The organism is Nitrospirillum karajorum (genome assembly GCF_036348415.1).
GTDB classification, from domain to species: domain Bacteria; phylum Pseudomonadota; class Alphaproteobacteria; order Azospirillales; family Azospirillaceae; genus Nitrospirillum; species Nitrospirillum amazonense_B.
Genome location: NZ_JAZBQB010000001.1, coordinates 1,645,496 through 1,663,556 on the forward strand (window position 1 = coordinate 1,645,496; position 18,061 = coordinate 1,663,556).

The 18,061-nt window shown below is 66.6% G+C and carries 18 protein-coding genes and 1 pseudogene; 9 read left to right on the forward strand and 10 right to left on the reverse strand.

Going from position 1 to position 18,061, the window contains the following annotated elements:
* Window positions 1-51: 51 nt before the first annotated feature.
* From UCD39_RS07225 to UCD39_RS07235, 3 genes are all read right to left on the reverse strand, one after another.
* Entirely contained in the window at window positions 52-1,029 is a 978-nt protein-coding gene (locus tag UCD39_RS07225; protein ID WP_330495358.1) for a malate dehydrogenase, read from the reverse strand.
* Between the two features lie 157 nt (window positions 1,030-1,186).
* Window positions 1,187-2,218 carry a methyl-accepting chemotaxis protein gene (locus UCD39_RS07230; RefSeq protein WP_186455566.1) on the reverse strand — a complete coding sequence of 344 codons (1,032 nt, stop codon included), beginning with the start codon at window positions 2,216-2,218 and terminating at the stop codon, window positions 1,187-1,189.
* A gap of 431 nt (window positions 2,219-2,649) precedes the next feature.
* Window positions 2,650-3,183 (reverse strand): SixA phosphatase family protein, encoded by a 534-nt coding sequence (locus UCD39_RS07235; protein WP_330495359.1) that lies wholly within the window; start codon window positions 3,181-3,183, stop codon window positions 2,650-2,652.
* 183 nt (window positions 3,184-3,366) lie between these two features.
* Between UCD39_RS07235 and UCD39_RS07240 the strand changes: the two genes are divergently transcribed.
* The 4 genes from UCD39_RS07240 to UCD39_RS07255 all read left to right on the forward strand — a co-directional run bounded on the left by UCD39_RS07240 (window position 3,367) and on the right by UCD39_RS07255 (window position 7,864).
* Window positions 3,367-5,553: an RNA degradosome polyphosphate kinase gene (locus UCD39_RS07240; protein ID WP_186455567.1), complete on the forward strand. Its 2,187-nt coding sequence runs from the start codon at window positions 3,367-3,369 to the stop codon at window positions 5,551-5,553.
* A 26-nt stretch (window positions 5,554-5,579) separates the two neighbouring features.
* On the forward strand, window positions 5,580-7,115 hold the full coding sequence (locus UCD39_RS07245; RefSeq protein WP_330495360.1) for a Ppx/GppA phosphatase family protein: 1,536 nt from the start codon (window positions 5,580-5,582) through the stop codon (window positions 7,113-7,115).
* A 108-nt stretch (window positions 7,116-7,223) separates the two neighbouring features.
* Window positions 7,224-7,460, forward strand: a complete 237-nt coding sequence (locus UCD39_RS07250) for a hypothetical protein (RefSeq protein WP_330495361.1) — start codon at window positions 7,224-7,226, stop codon at window positions 7,458-7,460.
* Window positions 7,460-7,864, forward strand: a complete 405-nt coding sequence (locus tag UCD39_RS07255; protein ID WP_330495362.1) for a hypothetical protein — start codon at window positions 7,460-7,462, stop codon at window positions 7,862-7,864. The genes UCD39_RS07250 and UCD39_RS07255 overlap by 1 nt, the downstream gene beginning before the upstream one ends.
* Before the next feature lie 4 nt (window positions 7,865-7,868).
* On the opposite strand, the gene UCD39_RS07260 is transcribed toward UCD39_RS07255, so the two are convergent.
* Entirely contained in the window at window positions 7,869-8,318 is a 450-nt protein-coding gene (locus UCD39_RS07260; RefSeq protein WP_330495363.1) for a helix-turn-helix domain-containing protein, read from the reverse strand.
* A gap of 119 nt (window positions 8,319-8,437) precedes the next feature.
* On the opposite strand from UCD39_RS07260, the gene UCD39_RS07265 reads away from it, so the two are divergent.
* Together UCD39_RS07265 and UCD39_RS07270 are read left to right on the forward strand one after the other, a co-directional pair.
* A complete protein-coding gene (locus UCD39_RS07265) occupies window positions 8,438-8,566 on the forward strand; it encodes a hypothetical protein (RefSeq protein WP_330495364.1) in 129 nt (42 codons plus the stop codon).
* Window positions 8,567-8,807: 241 nt separating this feature from the next.
* Entirely contained in the window at window positions 8,808-9,284 is a 477-nt protein-coding gene (locus UCD39_RS07270) for a hypothetical protein (protein ID WP_330495365.1), read from the forward strand.
* 90 nt (window positions 9,285-9,374) lie between these two features.
* Here the strand turns inward: UCD39_RS07270 and purF are convergent, their stop codons facing one another.
* The 3 genes and pseudogenes from purF to radA form a co-directional block, all read right to left on the reverse strand.
* The gene (gene purF / locus UCD39_RS07275) at window positions 9,375-10,829 is read right to left on the reverse strand and encodes an amidophosphoribosyltransferase (RefSeq protein ID WP_330495366.1); all 1,455 of its coding nucleotides are present in this window, start codon (window positions 10,827-10,829) and stop codon (window positions 9,375-9,377) included.
* Window positions 10,830-10,891: 62 nt separating this feature from the next.
* The gene (locus UCD39_RS07280) at window positions 10,892-11,590 is read right to left on the reverse strand and encodes a CvpA family protein (protein WP_145729428.1); all 699 of its coding nucleotides are present in this window, start codon (window positions 11,588-11,590) and stop codon (window positions 10,892-10,894) included.
* A gap of 6 nt (window positions 11,591-11,596) precedes the next feature.
* Window positions 11,597-13,023: pseudogene (gene radA / locus UCD39_RS07285) on the reverse strand (DNA repair protein RadA).
* A 237-nt stretch (window positions 13,024-13,260) separates the two neighbouring features.
* Between radA and UCD39_RS07290 the strand changes: the two are divergent.
* The 3 genes from UCD39_RS07290 (at window position 13,261) to UCD39_RS07300 (ending at window position 15,246) form a co-directional block, all read left to right on the forward strand.
* Window positions 13,261-14,490: an amidohydrolase family protein gene (locus UCD39_RS07290; RefSeq protein ID WP_330495367.1), complete on the forward strand. Its 1,230-nt coding sequence runs from the start codon at window positions 13,261-13,263 to the stop codon at window positions 14,488-14,490.
* Window positions 14,445-14,648 (forward strand): hypothetical protein, encoded by a 204-nt coding sequence (locus tag UCD39_RS07295; RefSeq protein WP_330495368.1) that lies wholly within the window; start codon window positions 14,445-14,447, stop codon window positions 14,646-14,648. Before UCD39_RS07290 ends, UCD39_RS07295 begins: the two co-directional genes overlap by 46 nt.
* Before the next feature lie 214 nt (window positions 14,649-14,862).
* Window positions 14,863-15,246: a hypothetical protein gene (locus tag UCD39_RS07300; RefSeq protein WP_330495369.1), complete on the forward strand. Its 384-nt coding sequence runs from the start codon at window positions 14,863-14,865 to the stop codon at window positions 15,244-15,246.
* A gap of 28 nt (window positions 15,247-15,274) precedes the next feature.
* Here the strand turns inward: UCD39_RS07300 and UCD39_RS07305 are convergent, their stop codons facing one another.
* The 3 genes from UCD39_RS07305 to alr form a co-directional block, all read right to left on the reverse strand.
* Complete coding sequence (locus UCD39_RS07305; RefSeq protein WP_330495370.1) at window positions 15,275-16,069, reverse strand: ABC transporter ATP-binding protein; 795 nt, start codon at window positions 16,067-16,069, stop codon at window positions 15,275-15,277.
* Complete coding sequence (locus tag UCD39_RS07310) at window positions 16,066-16,836, reverse strand: MlaE family ABC transporter permease (protein ID WP_330495371.1); 771 nt, start codon at window positions 16,834-16,836, stop codon at window positions 16,066-16,068. The genes UCD39_RS07305 and UCD39_RS07310 overlap by 4 nt, the downstream gene beginning before the upstream one ends.
* 88 nt (window positions 16,837-16,924) lie before the next feature.
* Window positions 16,925-18,058 carry an alanine racemase gene (alr, locus tag UCD39_RS07315; protein WP_330495372.1) on the reverse strand — a complete coding sequence of 378 codons (1,134 nt, stop codon included), beginning with the start codon at window positions 18,056-18,058 and terminating at the stop codon, window positions 16,925-16,927.
* Window positions 18,059-18,061 lie beyond the last annotated feature (3 nt).

Below are 18,061 nucleotides of genomic sequence, written 5' to 3' on the forward strand. Positions count from 1 at the left end.
GGGCGCCTTCCCCGGGCAGGGGAGGGCGCCCTTTGCCTTTTCACGGCGAGTTCAGAGGTTCGCCACGGCGGCCCGTTCCTCCATTAGTTCCGCCACCGTCCTGTCCAGCATGGCGCGGCCGAAGGCGTCCAGCTCCAGGCCACGCACCCGTTCGATACGGCCATCCCGGCACAGTGCGGGCACGCCGCAGACCAGGCCCTGGGGCAGGGCGTAATCGCCCTCCGACGCTAGCCCCATGGAAACCCAGCGATCACCGCTGCCCTGCACCCAGTCGCGCATGTGGTCGATGGCGGCATTGGCGGCGGACGCCGCGGAGGATAGGCCCCGCGCCTCGATGATGGCGGTGCCCCGCTGGGCTACGGTGGGGATCAGCGTCTCCCGGTACCAGGCGGTGTCGCCGATCAGGTCGGGCAGGGGCCGGCCCTGAACCAGGGCGTGGCGCCAGTCGGCGAACATGGTGGGGGAGTGGTTGCCCCAGACCACCAGCCGCTCGATGGCTGTCACATCCACCCCGGCCTTGGCCGCCAACTGCGCCTGGGCGCGGTTGTGGTCCAGCCGGATCATGGAGGTGATGGCGTCGTGCGGCAGATCCGGTGCGTGCTGGATGGCGATCCAGGCGTTGGTGTTGGCGGGGTTGCCCACCACCAGCACCTTGGCCGTGCGCTTGGCCTGTTCGTTCAGGGCGCGGCCCTGCGCCTTGAAGATGGCGGCGTTGGCGGACAGCAGGTCCCGCCGTTCCATGCCCTTGCCGCGCGGGCGAGAGCCGACCAGGAAGGTGGCGTCGATGTCGCGGAAGGCGACGGACGGGTCATCGCTGGCGTCCATGCCGCGCAGCAGGGGGAAGGCGCAATCCTCCAACTCCATCATCACGCCGCGCAGGGCCGGCAGCGCCGGCGTGATTTCCAGCAGCGACAGGTGGAGGGGTTGCTCCGGCCCGAAGACATCGCCCTTGGCCAGGCGGAACAGCAGGGAGTAGGCGATTTGGCCGGCGGCGCCGGAAACGGCGATGCGGAGGGGGGTGGCGTTCATGATTGGCGTCCTTGCAGCGTGGAATGTGCTTGCCCACAAAGCTGCGCGCCGTCGCCAAATCACTCAAACAGAACGTATAGAACGAACCAATCTATAATGATGATTAAAACGCCGCCCGGCGCTGGGGTGAGACGCCGGGCGGTGCGGGAGTGGCCACTCAGCTTTGGCCGGGCGGGTTGTGGACCAGGACGCCGTACCAGCCCAGGCCGCGATAGGTCTCATATCCCGGCGTGCGGGCGAAGCCGATCAGCCGGCCATGGCGGTCCATGTAGTGGCCCATGGGCTGGCCTTGGGTCACCAGGTGGAAGCTCTCCGTCAACTCCCCCCGGCCATCGCTGGCGGCGATGATGCGGCCGGCGGCGTCCAGCAGCAGGCAGCGGGTGTTGGTCCGTTCCGATGTTTCCAGGCGGACACCGGTTACCACCGCGCGGGCCTGCGGCGCCCAGTCGAAGAAGATGCCCAGCGCGCCCAGAACCTCGCCATCCTGGGCGCCATCACGGCGCACGGCTGTGGAATAGGTGGCGACGGTGCGATTCTCCAGCACCGGATTGGGGCTGACATCCTCCACCGCGAAATCGCCGCCGTCGCGGGTGCGCAGGGCGTCGATGAACCAGGCCTCGTTGGCGACGTTGGCGCCGATGGCGTGGGGGAAGCGGTCGGGCCGGCCGGTGGCGATGACGCGGCCGGTGCGGTCGGCCACCCACAGGTCGAGATAGACGGTATAGCTTTGCAGGATGACGTTCAGCCGCTCGCTGGCATGGCGGGCCGTCTCGTGCGACGGGCTCTGCAGGCCCGCGACCACGGCGCTGTCGGTGGCCCACCAGCGCACGTCGCAGGACCGTTCATAAAGGTTGCGGTCGATGATATCGATGCTGTTCAACGCCAGGTCGGCCAGGCGCTGGCCGCGGAAGCGGGTCATCAAATCCTCACCCACCGTGGTCATGCGGTCGACCAGTTGGCCGATCTCGCTGCGCAGTTCACCCGCCACCACGCTGACGCGCTGGGAGATGGAATTGACCTCATTGGCCACCACGGCGAAGCCCCGGCCGGCGTCGCCGGCGCGGCCGGCCTCGATCAGGGCGTTGAAGGCCAGCATCTTGGTGGTCCGGTTGATGTCCTCGATCACCGAGACCTTCTGGCTGGCCACGTCCAGAACGTTCTTCGTCAGGTCGATCAGGCTGTTGTCCATCGGCTCCCCCACTCTCTTGATTAGCTTTTGTGCGGCGCAACAATTACGTCACGTCATGACGCTATCGCAAAAGGCGTGCCGTCCCGCCGCCGCAGGGCAACGTCGTTAATAAGTCGTTAAGAAATATAGGGAATGGCGCCGCCGGTCGGGTCAGCGCTCCTGCCCTGATCCTAGCCGAAAGGACAGGGGTGGCGAAATTCCAGGCAAATGGTTGCTCAGCCGATGTGCAACCAATAGGAGGTGATTGGAAGTGAAATCGGTTTCGTTTTTGGCCCTGTGGCGTCCGCGCCCAGGCGGCCTTAAAAGCCTTGCGCAGCTTGATGCCACTTACTTTTTTGATGAACTTTCCGGATTTGAAACGAGGGGGCTTTAGTCTTCATGCGCCCTCCAAGATGGTATTAATTATACAACTCCAGGCTAGGGCGATCTCTTCAGTCCCGCGCCACCCCGCGCGGGGTGGCGAATTCGGATAGGTGGCCCTTGCCGGCGGCCAGGTCGGCCCAGCGGTCCAGGGTGAAGTCCAGTCGCGCCAGCCCTCCGGTCGGGTATTTTTCCATGATGCGGGTGCGAAGGGCGGGGTCCTCCTCGGCCCCCGCCAGCGACAACGCCAGCTCCTCCAGCCCCGGGTTGTGACCAATGAGCAGGACGGTGGCGGTCGGGTCGGGCAAGGCCCGCAGGCGGTCAGCCAGCGCCGGGGCGGAGGCCATGTAAAACACCCGGTCCACGCACAGGGGTGGCGGCTCCCGCCACAGGGTAAGCAGGCCGGCCAGGGTCGCCCGCGTGCGAACGGCGGTGGAGCAGAGGATCAGGTCGGGCCGGGGTGTTCCACCCTTGCGGTGCCGGAAATAGTCGGCCATGGTCGCAAGCGCGCGCTCCCCCCGTGCCGACAAGGGACGCTCATGATCGGGGACGCTGTCGTCGTCCCAGGAGGATTTCATATGCCGCAGCAGGAAAAGGGTTTTCACGAGACATCCCCCAGGGTGGACCGGCTGCCCGCGCCCGCTGTCGACCCGGAGACCCCTGAGGCGGACAAGAGCGCGACCGGCACGGAAGCGAAATCAACAGGATCGGCGGTACCGGAACCAGAAACGGTAACGTTGGCTGTTTATGGTGAACGACCCGATACCCTTGCTGCGAATGAGGCGACCATGTCCACGGCGGTGGAAACCCCGACCCGCGAAGTTGAGCCTGCCCCCCTCGATATGACGTCGCCGGACCGGTTCATCAATCGCGAACTGTCGTGGCTGGCCTTCAACCAGCGCGTCCTGGAAGAGGCGTACAACGCCCACCACCCGCTGCTGGAGCGGCTGCGCTTCCTGTCCATTTCCGCCAGCAACCTGGATGAGTTCTATACTGTCCGCGTCGCCGCCCTGAAGGCGCAGGTAACGGCGGGCGTGGCCACCCCCTCCGATGACAACCTGACGCCGGCGCAGCAGTTGGCGGCCATCAACGCCCGCGCGGCGGAGCTGATGCGCGAGCAGCAGGCCTGCTGGCTGATGATGCGCGCCGACCTGGCCAAGGCCGGCATCGCCGCCATCGACCCCGCCGAGCTGACGCCGTCGGAAACCGATTGGCTGGAAGCCAAGTTCCTGGACGACATCTTCCCGGTGCTGACGCCCATCGCGGTCGACCCGGCGCATCCGTTCCCCTTCATCGCCAATTCCGGCTTCTCCCTGGCGGTGCAGCTGTTCGACCCGGTGCGCAACACCCACCTGGACGCCCTGGTTCTGCTGCCGGCGCAGTTGGATCGCTTCGTGCGCCTGCCGGGCAGCGACGTGCGCTTCATCCTGCTGGAAGAGCTGGTGCTGCTGTTCATCGACCGGCTGTTCCCGCCCTTCACCCTGAAGGGCCATGGCTTCTTCCGCGTGCTGCGCGACAGCGACATCGAAATCGAGGAAGAGTCGGAAGACCTGGTCCGCACCTTCGAAAGCGCGCTGAAGCGCCGCCGCCGCGGCAGCGTCATCCAGCTGTGCGTCAACGCCGGCATGTCGCGCGACCTGCGCGACTTCCTGGCCGGCCAGCTGCATGTGCCCACCGACGATGTGTTCGTACTGGACGGCCTGATCGGCTTGGCCGAGACCAAGCAGTTGATCATCGATGAGCGGCCGGATCTGCTGTTCCAGCCCTACAACGCCCGTTTCCCTGAGCGCATCCGCGACTTCGGCGGTGATTGCTTCGCCGCCATCCGCCACAAGGACATCATCGTCCACCACCCGTTCGAGAGCTTCGACGTGGTCGTGCAGTTCCTGCGCCAGGCGGCGCAGGACCCTGCCGTGCTGGCCATCAAGCAGACCCTGTACCGCACCTCCAAGAACTCCCCCATCGTGGCGGCCCTGATCGAGGCGGCGGAGGCGGGCAAGAGCGTCACCGCCATGGTGGAGCTGAAGGCGCGTTTCGATGAAGAGGCCAACATCCGCTGGGCCCGTGACCTGGAACGGGCGGGCGTTCAGGTGGTCTACGGCTTCGTCGACCTCAAGACCCACGCCAAGGTGTCGCTGGTGGTGCGCCGGGAACAGAAGGGCCTGCGCTCCTACGTTCATTTCGGCACCGGCAACTACCACCCCATCACCGCCAAGATTTACACCGACCTCAGCTTCTTCACCTGTGATCCGGCGCTGGTGCACGACGCGGCCCACATGTTCAACTACATGACCGGGTACGCCACGCCCAAGGCGCTGGAGAAGATCGCCATCGCCCCCATCGGCCTGCGCGACCGGCTGGTCAGCCTGATCGATGCCGAGATCGCCCACGCCCGCGCCGGCCGGCCGGCGCAGATCTGGGTGAAGCTGAACTCCCTGGTCGACGCTCGCATCATCGACAAGCTGTATGAGGCGTCGCAGCAGGGCGTCAGCATCGACATGGTCATCCGCGGCATCTGCTGTCTGCGGCCGGGGGTGAAGGGCCTGTCGGAAAACATCCGGGTGAAAAGCATTGTCGGCCGTTACTTGGAACATGGCCGCGTGGTCTGCTTCGGCAACGGCGTGGGCCTGCCGCACCCCGGCGCCAAGGTCTTCATCTCCTCCGCCGATTGGATGCCGCGCAACCTGGACCGCCGTATCGAGACGCTGGTGCCCATCGAGACGCCGTCCTGCCATCGCCAGGTGATGGATCAAATCATGGTCGCGAACCTGAAGGACGAGGCGCAAAGCTGGCAGCTGAGCCCCGATGGCGAGTATCATCGGGTGGAAGCACCGCTGGGCGCCTTCAATGCCCACACGTTCTTCATGACCAACCCCAGCCTGTCGGGGCGGGGCAGCAGCGCGGTCACCGATCCCAAGGGGCCGGCCAAGCTGTTGCTGAAGGCGGCCGCCAAGGCCGCCAAACGCGCTGACTGAACCGCCTTAGCCCGTACCGGATACCCATGCCCGTAAAGTTCGATCGTCCCGCCCCAGAACGCCATGTTGGCTCCGACCGGTTGGCGGTCATCGACATCGGCTCCAACTCCATGCGGGTGGTGGTGTATGACCGCCTGGAGCGATCACCCATCGCCATCTTCAATGAGAAGATCATGTGCGGGCTGGGCCGGTCGGTGGAAAAGACGGGCAAGCTGCATCCCGAGGGTGTGAAGCTGGCCCTGTCCAACCTGGCCCGCTTCCGTCGCCTGATCGAGGGCATGCAGGTCGGCCGGGTGGATATCCTGGCCACCGCCGCTGTGCGCGACGCCAAGGACGGCGCCAAGTTCGTGGCGGATGTGGAGGCGCTGACCGGCGTGCCCGTCACCGTGCTGGCGGGAGAGGAGGAGGCGCGGCTGTCCGCCATGGGGGTGCTGTCCGGCACGCCCGGCGCCGACGGCCTGATGGGCGACCTCGGCGGCGGCAGTCTGGAACTGGTGACCCTGGACAAGGGCGTCATCGGCCGTCAGGCCACCCTGCCGCTGGGTCCCTTGCGGCTGATCGAGGCGGTGGACGGCAAGCCGGGGTCGGCCACCAAGCTGATCGATGCGCAACTGGCCAAGCTGCCCTGGGCCCTGGAAGGCCGGGGCCGCGATTTCCATCCTGTGGGTGGCGGCTGGCGCGCGTTGGCCAAGATGCATATGGAGCAGGTGGGCCACCCGCTGCACATCATCCACCATTACGTGGTCGACGCCCGGGTGATGGCCGATTTCGCCGGTCTGGTCGGGCGCCAGAGCCGCGCGTCGCTGGAAAAGATGCCGGGCGTTTCCCGTCGCCGGCTGGAGACGCTGCCCATGGCGGCGCTGGTCATGGAGCGCCTGCTGCGCGCGGTGCAGCCATCCAATGTGGTTTTTTCAGCCTACGGCCTGCGGGAAGGGTTCCTGTTCGACCAATTGTCGGCGGAGGAGCGCCGGCGCGATCCGCTGATCGACAGCTGCACCCAGGTGGCGGAACGCCTGGGCCGCTTCGGCGAGGCCGCGACGCTGACGCAGTGGACGTCCCCGCTCTTCGCGGGTGAGGATGAGGCCGCCGCCCGGCTGCGGACGGCGGCGTGCCTGCTGTCCGACCTGGGATGGTCGGAGCACCCGGACTATCGGGCGGAGCACGCCTACCTGCGGGTGCTGCGCATGCCCTTCGCTGGTGCCGATCATGCGGAGCGGGCCTTCCTGGCACTGGCCTCCTTCGTGCGATATGCGGGCACCGTCGATGGCCAGCCCCTGGGCTTGACCAGGACCCTGCTGTCGGAGGCGCAGCTCAGCCGCGCCGTGATCGTGGGCTTGGCCCTGCGGCTGGCCCACACCTTGACCGGCGGCGCCGCGACCCTGCTGCAGCGGACGGCCCTACGGCTGACGCCCGATACCTTGACCCTGCTGCTGCCCCGGGATGCCGCCATGCTGGACGGTGACGCCGTGCAGCGGCGTCTGGACGCACTGGCCAAGACCCTGGGACGCAAGGGCACGGTGGTGGTCCAACAGGGCCCGACGCTGGCTGACACCGGCGTGTGAGGTCCGGTTGGCCATTGGCCCGCTTTCCGTTGGCCCGCTTTCCGTTGGAAAGTGCAGCGGCGGCCCCATATAAGTTCGACGCCGTTTGTCCCTGTTCGGATCGTAGCCATGGCCTTCATGACCCGATTTGCCCTTGTCCTGGGTATCCTGCTGATCGCGGTGGGGAGCATGATGCCGGCGCGGGCTGATTTCCTGCCGCCGGGCCGTCCCGACGATACCGACCCCATCATTCAGCAGGTGCTGAATTGCTGGAGCTATGGCCATCGTCCCAACGCCAAGGGGGCCGGTGTCGGGGTGGGGGGCAAAAGCTGGTTTGCGCCCATGGCGAGGCCAAGACGGCCGTGATGAAGGACGCCATCGCCCGCATCACCACCCTCGACGCCCAGACCTTGGTCATCTGGTCGCAGGGCGGTGGCGACCCGCAGGCGGCCGCCGAGTTGGCGCAGACCATCGTCGACAGGGGCATCACCGTCATTGTCGATGGCCCCTGTGCCGGTCCCTGCGTCTGGTGGTTGGCCGCGTCGCCCAAGCGTCTGGTGACGCCCGAGGCGGTTTTCGATTTCAGCGCCGGGCCAGAGGCTCCGGCGGCGGTGGCCGACCGCGTGCGCCAAGCCACCGGCATCGACCTCAACGCCCTGCGCCAGACTGGGGGGCCATCCCAGCGACGGGATGAGGCGGCGTTGCGGGCGCTGGGCCTGGGCGTCACCGTGTTGCCGCCCATCGTGGCGGTGAAGCCGACGCCGACCTGAGCGCCTACCGCCCGGTAGGCGGTGCGATCTCCGTTAGATCCTCTCGCGCCCGGTCCAGCGCGTACCGCAGGGCGCCCCGCCGTTCCCGTTCGTCCGGGATGGCGATCAGTCGGTCATAGATGCGGCTGATCAACTGCCCCTGTGCCGTCGGGCTGGGGCGACTCCCGTCCTGGCCGTGAAGGGTCAGCACGCCATCGATGATCTGCGCCAGAAGGTGCGCATCCAGCCCCGGGCGGTTGCCGGCCATATGCATGTCGCCATGGCCGGTCAGCAGCCAATCCACCGAAATGTCCAGGGTCAGCAGTTGGGCCAGGGTTTCCCCCTTGGGCAGCTTCCCCAGGCGCTCATACCCCTGCCAGGTGTTCACACCCAAGTCGAACCGGGCGGACATGCTTTTCTGGGTTTCCCCCAGATATTCACGGACCTGGCGCAGCCTATCCTTCAACCCCTTCATGGTGCCGCGCGCAACCTTAGTCCATAGGCGGCGAATAAGGATGGAAGGCACGGAATTTTGTGCTTCATTGGCACGAAAAAACGTGCCATGTTCAATCTCGCGTTCAGTCGGAACACTCCGTGACCACTCCTGATGTCATGGGGCCGCACAAGGGCGCCGGTATCCAGGCGCTGATGGGCGTCCCCGGTTCCGTCTCTGGTGGGATTTGGCGGTTGAAAAAGGGCATCCTGACACACTCCACCCTGTGAACGGGGTGGATATGTTGTGGGGAGCCCCGGGGGGCGTTAATGATGCCTGTCAGGCCGGCAATCCTCCATGGGCTTAGCCCCAATATCCAAGTAAGCGAGCTTGCTACCTGAGCGGTACCGCCGCGCAGGTAAAAGTTTGATTAAGATCTGATAGAATAAAGCTCCCCGACCTGATCGCAACGTCCAATCCGCATCAAGACAGTCAGCCGGAGCTTTTGTCTATCGCGGCAGGACATGGCTTATGCACAAGGCTGATTACCAGCTTTTCCCGCAGTTGCGTCTGATATGCATCATCTATAGTGGGGATGTGGACGGGCACGAAATAGCCGATCATATATCCGGCCTGATCCAAGATGGTGGGGTGGATATCTCCTGGAATTGCGTGGTGGATTTGCGCTCCTTTATCGGAAACGTCCACCATTCATCCTTGGAGAGGATGTCAAAGCTGTTAAATGTGAAGCGTCGGCCCGGGATTTTTACTCATGGATCAGAAAAAGATCGGAGAAAGGTGGCCATCGTAAGCTACAATGCCGGTCAGAAATTCCTGATAAATTTGGCCCGTGTCTATATCCGGGATTATGACCTTCAACACTTTTCCGATATGCGGCAGGGTTTCGCTTGGGCGTGCGGGCAGGATGCCTTGCCTCGACACATGATGTCACTGGACTGGCATTTGGAGTTGGCAACGCAGGACGCGTCCCCTGACCTTGGGCGGTAGCCTGGGCGCAAGCGATTGGTGGGAATCGAAACGCCCCCGGAAGATCGTCTTCCGGGGGCGTTTCTCAATCACGGAAAGCCAGGCTTGGCCTTAGGCGCGACGCTCGGCCAGGAAGGCGACTTCGCCGCCCGGTGTGCCCTCGTAATCGGTCAGAGGGATGGGATAGTCGCCGGTGAAGCAGGCGTCGCAATATTGCGGGCCGCCGGTGTCGCGGCCGCTGTGCCCCAGCGCCTTGTACAGCCCGTCGTTGGAGATGAAGGCCAGGCTGTCGGACCCGATGTAGCGGTTCATCTCCTCAACCGACAGCTTATGGGCCAGCAGCTTTTCCTTTTCCGGCGTATCGATACCGTAAAAGCAGGAATGCCGGGTCGGCGGGCTGGAAATGCGCATGTGCACTTCCTTGGCGCCGGCGGCCCGCATCATTTCCACGATCTTCACCGAGGTGGTGCCGCGCACGATGCTGTCATCCACCAGGATGACGCGCTTGCCCTGGATGTAGTGCCGGTTGGCGTTGTGCTTCAGCTTCACGCCCAGGTGGCGGATCTTGTCGGTCGGCTGGATGAAGGTGCGGCCGACATAGTGGTTGCGGATGATGCCCAGCTCGAACGGAATGCCGCTTTGCTCGGCATAACCGATGGCGGCGGGCACGCCGCTGTCCGGCACGGGGATGATCACGTCGGCATCCACGTGGCTTTCCTGGGCCAGGTGGGCGCCGATGGACTTGCGCACCTTGTAGACGCTGGAGCCTTCAACCAGGCTGTCGGGCCGGGCGAAGTAGATGTACTCGAAAATGCAGAAGCGGCTCTTTTCCGGCTGGAAGGGGCGCAGGCTCTGCACGCCGGCGGCGGTCAAGACCACCATTTCACCCGGCTCGATGTCGCGGACGAACTCGGCGCCGATGATGTCCAGGGCGCAGGTTTCCGACGCCAGGACGGGCGCGTCGCCCAGCATGCCCAGCACCAGCGGGCGCACGCCGCGGGGATCGCGCACGCCGATGATCTGGTCCTTGGCCATGGCGACCAGGGAGTAGGCGCCTTCGACCTGGCGCAGGGCCTCGACCATGCGGTCGATGACGCTGCCGCCCCGGGCGGTCGCCATCAGGTGCACGATGACTTCGGTGTCGGTGGTGGACTGGAACAGGCAGCCACGGCGCACCAGCTGGCGGCGCAGCGTCATGGCGTTGGTCAGGTTGCCGTTGTGCGCCAGGCCGAAACCGCCGAACTCAAAGTCCGCGAACAGCGGCTGCACATTGCGCAGCGCCGTGTCGCCGGTGGTGGCGTAGCGCACATGGCCGATGGCGGCGTTGCCCTTCAGCGGGCGCATGACCGCCTCGGAACTGAAGTTGTCGCCGACCTGGCCCAGCGCCCGATGGACGCCGAAATGCTCCCCGTCAAAGGCGACGATGCCCGCCAACTCCTGGCCTCGGTGCTGCAGGGCGTGCAGGCCCAGGGCCACCAGGGCGGCCGCGTCCGTGGCGCCCAAGATGCCAAAGACGCCGCATTCCTCACGCAACTTGTCGTCGTCAAAGGGGTTCGTGGTCAGCATGAGCGGTCACCGGGCGCCTTTCGCGCTAGGTTGGTACGTTGCGGTCCGTTACGAAGAAGCGTTTATTCCGGCTTCTTCTTATCGACGGTGTTCTCGATCAGCTGATCAAGGCCCGTGCGTTCGCGGTCGTTATAGCCCTGTTCACCCGGCTTCGCACCCGCGTTCCCCGCAGGGGTGATCGCCGGGGTTTGAAGCCGTTCCAAGTCCTGCTTGGCGGCCAGGGCCCGCTCGGCTTCCATCCGGGCGGCATCGATTCGTCCTTCACCCTCGTGGCGCAGGTCGGACGGCGCCAAGGTGCGCAGCATGTCCGCCCCGGCCTCCAGCGCCGGCCGGGTGCGTGCGTCACGCAGCCAGTCCGGCTTGTTGTCCGGCCAGATATAGCCCATCAGCATATAGCCCAGGCTGACCAACACAGCGCCCCGCAGCACCCCGAAACCGAACCCCAGCGACCGGTCTATGGCCGACAGGGCACTGTCGCTCACGCGGCCGGCCAGGGTGTGGCAGATCATCTGCAACACCAGCAAGGCCGCCACGAACAGGGTGATGATGGCGACACCGTCGGCAATCATCTGCCGCTCGATATGGGCGCGGACGAAGGGCTTGACCAGGGGGAAGGCATACAGCGTGACCAGGGCAGCCCCGACCCAGGCGCCGATCGACAGCACCTCGCGCACGAAGCCGCGGGCGAAAGCCAGCAGCGCCGACAGCACGACGATGACGACGACGGCGATGTCCAGGGGGTTCAAACCGTTGATATCCATGATGCCTCAGCCCCGCCCGCCGCTGGAGACGGCCTTGGGTGTGTTCTTCGGCGGCGCGCCTTTCTGGGCGGGGGCCGCCTGGAACAGGGGCAGCAGGTCGGACAGGTGGTGCAGTTCGATGCGCCGAAGGCCGGCGTCCCCGCCGGACCCCTTGCGCCGGGTGGGCACCAGGGCCGTGCCGAAGCCCAGCTTCGCCGCCTCCTTCAGCCGCGTCTCACTCTGGCTCACCGCCCGGATTTCCCCCGACAACCCGATCTCTCCATAAACCACGGCATCGGCCGGCACCGGCTCCCCCGTCAGGGAGGAGACCAGGGCCGCGGCCACCGCCAAATCCGCCGCCGGTTCCGTGACCTTCAGGCCGCCGGCGACGTTCAGATACACATCATTGGCGCCGATGGCGAGGCCGCACCGCGCCTCCAGCACCGCCATCACCATGGCCAGGCGCGCCGTGTCCCAGCCCACCACCGCCCGCCGGGGCGTTCCCAGGGGGAGGGGGCGACCAGGGCCTGCACCTCCATCAGCACGGGGCGGGTGCCCTCCATGCCGGCGAAGACGGCGGTACCGGTGACGTCGCCCCGCCGTTCCGCCAGGAAAATCTCGGACGGGTTGGCGACCTCGCGCAGGCCGTCCTCAGCCATTTCGAACACGCCGATCTCATCGGTGGCGCCGAAGCGGTTCTTCACCGCGCGCAGGATGCGGAACTGGTGGCCGCGCTCCCCCTCGAAATACAGCACCGTGTCCACCATGTGCTCCAGCACGCGGGGGCCGGCGATCTGGCCGTCCTTGGTGACATGGCCGACGATCAGCAGTGTGATGCCCCGGCGCTTGGCCACGCGGATCAGTTCGGAAGCCGAGGCCCGGACCTGGGCCACCGTGCCGGGCGCGCTGTCCAAGGTATCGACGTACATGGTCTGGATACTGTCGATGACCGCCACGCGCGGGCCGTCCGCCGCGTCCAGCGAGGCCACGATGTCGCGCACATTGGTCGCGGCCGCCAAATTCACCGGCGCCGAAGCCAGGCCCAGCCGCAGGGCGCGCATGCGCACCTGATCCACCGCCTCTTCACCGGAGATGTAGGCGCAGGACGTGCCCTGGGCCAGCCGGCAGATGACCTGCAGCAACAGGGTGGACTTCCCGATTCCGGGGTCACCGCCTACCAGCAGGGCGGAGCCATGCACCAAACCGCCACCGCACACCCGGTCGAATTCCTGGATGTGGGTCATGCGGCGGGGCGCCTGCTCCGACACGCCGGACAATTCCACAAACTCCAGCCGGCGGCCCTGCACCTTGGTGCCCAAGCCCCGGGGTGCGGCCTCGGGGGCGGCTTCCTCCACCAGGGTGTTCCAGGCGCCGCATCCCTCGCACCGGCCGCTCCACTTCGGGTGGGCCGTGCCGCAACTTTGGCAGACATAGCGGTTCGTGTTTCGGGCCACGGGAACAAAATCCTGACGGGGTGATGAGCAGGACGCATCATAACAGCTTGGGGGACCAAACCGCCACCCCGGCGCCGGTTATACAGCCACCAGATTTAGGGGGTAGGGCCCCGCCGGACGCACGACAGAATGGTGCGGGGTCCGCAGCGTGATGATGCGGCCGGTGGCCGGTGAATTGACAGCCGCCGGCGCTGCGCCCACAGTCGCCGCCTGCCGTTCCCCTCAGGATGTTCCACCTTGAAAAGCATCATGACCATGGCGCGCCGCGCCTTGACGATCCTGACGCTGCTGGCTGGTGCGGCGGGGGTGACGTCCGCCAGCGCGGCTGATGGAGGGGTGGCGCCGACCGCGGTGGTGATCTATCGCGGGGCCACCGTGATCGACGGTACCGGCACGGCGCCGCAGCCTGGCATGGATGTCGTGACCCGGGGGCAGGACATCGCGCTGGTGGCGCCCACGGGGCAGGTGCCGGCAAGCCTGGCCAAGGGGGCCGTGGTGATCGATGTCCGGGGTCTTTACGTCCTGCCGGGATTGATCGACACCCATGTCCACTTGGCCACCGTGCCCAACCGCCGCACCGAAGAGGCGCTGCTGCGCCGAGCGCTGTACGGTGGCGTCACGGCGGAACGGGACATGGCGGGCGACACGCGTGTCCTTGCCGATCTGGCGCGCGCGGCCCTGCTGGGGGACATTCCAGCACCGGACATCAACTACGCCGCGCTCATGGCCGGCCCCAGCTTCTTCAAGGACCCGCGCACGGCGGCCTCCGCCCAGGGCGCCACGGCGGGGCAGGTGCCCTGGATGCAGGCCATTACCCCGGATACCGACCTGAAGCTGGCGGTGGCCTTGGCGCGGGGCACCGGCGCCAGCGGCGTCAAGATTTACGCCAACCTGTCCGCCGACCTGGTGGCGGGGATCACGCGGCAGGCCCATGCCCAGGGCTTTCGCGTCTGGGCCCATGCCATGGTCTTTCCGGCAACCCCGGCGGAGGAGATCGAGGCGGGCGTGGACGTGCTGTCCCATGCCTGCATGCTGGCCTATCAGGCGCTGCCGGAGAAGCCGACGCAGTATCACGATCGCGCGCCCGTGGACCCGGCGCGCATCGCCAACCCCGACCCCGTCATGGCCACCCTGTTCGAGGCCATGAAGCGCCACGGCACGATGCTGGACGCCACCCTGCGGGTCTACGCCGAGGGCGACAAGCGCTGGGCGGGCAAGCCCAACCCGCCGGGCTCCTACTGTCCGGGTGACCTGGCGGCCCGCATCACCCGGCAGGCGCATGACGCCGGCGTCGCCATTTCCGCCGGCACGGACTGGGAAACACCGGCCGCCGACGCCTATCCAGCCCTGCATGAGGAACTGGAACTGTTGGTTCGTCGGGCCGGGTTCTCCCCCTGGCCGCCATCCAGGCCGGCACCCAAATGGGGGCCCGCGTCTTGGACTTGGATATGCGCATGGGCACGGTGACGGCGGGGAAGCTGGCCAACCTCGTATTCGTGGCCAAGGACCCGACCCAGGACATCGCCAACCTGCGCAGCGTCGTCTACACGGTGAAGCGGGGCCATCGCTATAACCGTGCGGACTTCCAACCCATCACCCCGGATGAGGCGGGGGACGTCGACTGAGCGACCGAGGCTTGGCCAACTTTCAGTATTGGCGCGGGGATATCGCTACTTATGTAGGTGTGGTGCCCGGTTCCTGAAAGCTTGACCAGTGAAATGGTCACAACTTTCAATTTTCGGTCATGTTACCTATACCGCTATCGTCGTTTCCGGTGGCAGTGCGGAAATGTATAAAATACATCATAAATTATTTCCTTTATCTCGGATCGTTTGCCTCTTGGTCATGGAGGATGTGACCGGCGACATCATCGCCGATTACATGGAGGAAATGCTGGCCTGGAACGCGGATGTCGCCACTTGGAACAGCGTGACCGACTTGCGGCTTCACGTCGGCGATGTGTCGCCGGCCGCCATACGCCGCATGGGGGCCGTCCTGGGAGAGGCTCGGCGCGGCCGCGCCGGTGGCCGTGCGGCGGTGGTCAGCCACAACACCGGCGTGCGGTTCCTGCTGAATTTGGCGCGGCTGTTCATCGGCGGCCATGACCTGCGGGCCTTCGCCGACATGTCCGCCGCCTACGCCTGGGCGGCGGGGTGGCAGGCGGGGGACGGCGATCTGCCGGCCGAGATCGCCGTTGCCGGCTGGGGCTGCGTGGCCGCGTAAGGGGGCTGCGTGGGAGCCGGCGGGCCGCCTACCCCAGCTTCACCTGCATCTGGATCGGGCCATCGGCACGGCCGTGGATGAACTGGTCGACGTAGGCGTTGCCGCTGTCGTCGATGGCGTCCGTTGGGCCCTGCCAGATCAGCTTGCCCTGGTACAGCATGCCGATGCGGTCGGAGATTTTGCGGGCGCTGGCCATGTCGTGGGTGATGGTCAGCGCCGTGGCGCCCAGGTCGCGCACGCACTTCACGATCAGGTCGTTGATGACGTCGGCCATGATCGGGTCCAGGCCCGTCGTCGGCTCGTCGAAGAAGATGATTTCGGGGGTGGTGGCGATGGCGCGGGCCAGGCTTACGCGCTTTTGCATGCCGCCCGACAGTTCCGCCGGGGACAGGTTGGCCACGTCCGGTCCCAGGCCCACGGCGGCCAGCTTCTCGATGGCGATCTCACGCGCCTGGGCGCGCTTCATGCCCTGGCCCTGGATCAGGCCGAAGGCCACGTTCTGCCAGACGGGCAGGCTGTCGAACAGGGCGCCGCCCTGGAACAGCATGCCGAACTTGGTCATGACCCGGTCGCGGGCGCGGCCGCCGATATGGGTGGTCTCCTCGCCATCGACCTTGATGGTGCCCGCGTCCGGGCGCAGCAGCCCCAGGATGGACTTCAGCATCACCGACTTGCCGGTGCCCGACCCGCCGATGATGACGAAGGACTTGCCCTTGGCCACGCTGAGGTCCACGCCGTCCAGCACCTTCTTGGGGCCGAAGGCTTTCTTGACGCCAACCAGTTCGATTTTAGGGGTCGCGGATTGGGGGGATACCGTGCTCATGAGAAGAACAGCCCCGTCAGCAGATAGTTGATCATCAGGATCATGATGGAGGCGGAAACCACGGCATGCGTGGTGGCCGCACCCACGCCCTGGGCGCCGCCCTTGGAATGGTAGCCGTTGTAGCAGCCCATCAGCGCGATGATGAAACCGAAGGCAGCCGCCTTCGTCAGGCCTGAGACCACGTCGATGGTTTCAAGGTACTGGGCCGTGCTGGTCAGGTAGGCGGCGGGGTTGAACCCCAGGCGGTAGATGCTGACGACATAGCCGCCGAAGACGCCGATGATGTCGGCCACCAGCACCAGGCAGGGCAGCATGAGCGTGCCCGCGAGCAGCCGGGGCGCCACCAGGTACTTGAACGGGTTGGTGGACAGGGTGGTCAGCGCGTCGACCTGTTCCGTCACCCGCATGGTGCCGATCTCGGCCGCCATGGCGGCCCCCACGCGGCCCGCCACCATCAGCCCGGCCATGACCGGACCCAGCTCACGGGTGATGGACAGCACCACCACGGTGGCGATGGCGCTGGAGGCGTTGAAGCGGGCGAAGCCGGTATAGCTCTGCAGCGCCAGCACCATGCCGGTGAACAGGGCCGTAAGGCCCACCACCGGCAGGCTGTTGTAGCCGATCTCCCGCATCTGCTGCAGCAGCAGGCGGGGATAGTAGGGGGGACGGACGCAATGCGACAAGGCGCGCGCCGTGAACAGGGCCAGCCGCCCGGTTGCGGCCAGGAACACCAGGGTGGCCCGGCCGATCCCGCTCAAGAACCCCATCCGCTCCGCTCCTCAGTCATTCAAGGGACTTACCATACACAACCGCCGGCGTGCCCAACGGCTCCGCATCCGGGTGCGCCGCAAAAGGTCACGCCCCCTGATACACGCGGTAAAACCTCCGGCCAAGCCCTGTTAGGATCTCATAGCCTATCGTTCCCGCGTCGGCCGCCACGTCATCCAGCGGCCGGTCAGGCCCAATCAACTCGGCGAACACGCCGGGAACCAGGGCGGCGGGCGGGACGTCGCTGGCGTCCACGCTCAGCAAATCCATGGAAATGCGCCCGACGACCGGGGCCCGCACGCCGGCGATGGTGACGTGGCCGGACGAGCCCAGGGCGCGGAAATATCCATCGGCGTAGCCCACGGCGATGGTGGCCAGCCGGGCAGGGGACGGCGTGCGATAGGTGGCGCCATAGCCAACGGTGGTCCCGGCGGGAACGTCGCGGACCTGCAGCACCCGCCCCAGCAGCCGCAGCGCCGGGCTCATGGGGTTGGGGGCCTCCGGCGTCGGGTTCACCCCGTAGAGCGCGGCGCCCGGCCGCACCATGTCGTGCAGCAGCGACGCCTCGCGGAAAATGCCGGAGGAGGCGGCCAAGCTGGACGGCGCGGGGGGCAGACGGGACAGATGGGCGCGGAAGCGGGCGTCCTGTTCGGCGTTCAGGCCGTCGCCCGCCACGTCCGCGCTGGCCAGGTGGCTCATCCAGCCCGCCAGGGCGATGCCCGACAGCCTGGCCGTATCCCCGGCCAGGCGCCGGGCGTCGCCGTCGTCCAGTCCCAGGCGGTTCATGCCGGTATCGATGTGGATGACGGCGGGGAGGTCGCGGCCCAGGTCGGCTGCGAGGGACCGCCAGCGGTCGATATCATCCAGGCTGTTCAGGACGGGTATCAGGCCCAGGGCGGCCAGATCCCGCTCCGTGCCTGGCGTCGGGCCGTGCAGGACCAGGATGCGGGCATCGGGGCCGGTGGGCAGCGCGGCGCGCAGGGCCACAGCCTCTTCCAGGTCGGCGACGAAGAAGGTGCGGCAGCCGGCCTTCAGCAGCGCGCGCGCCACGGGCACGGCGCCCAGGCCATAGCCATCGGCCTTGACCACGCCGGCGCATTCCACCATCCGGCCCGCCCGCTGGGCATGGTCGCGCAGCCGCCGCCAGTTGCCGGCGATGGCTTCCAGGTCGATGGTCAATACGGCGCCGGCACCGGCCGGCACCTGATCCAGGAACCCCATGGG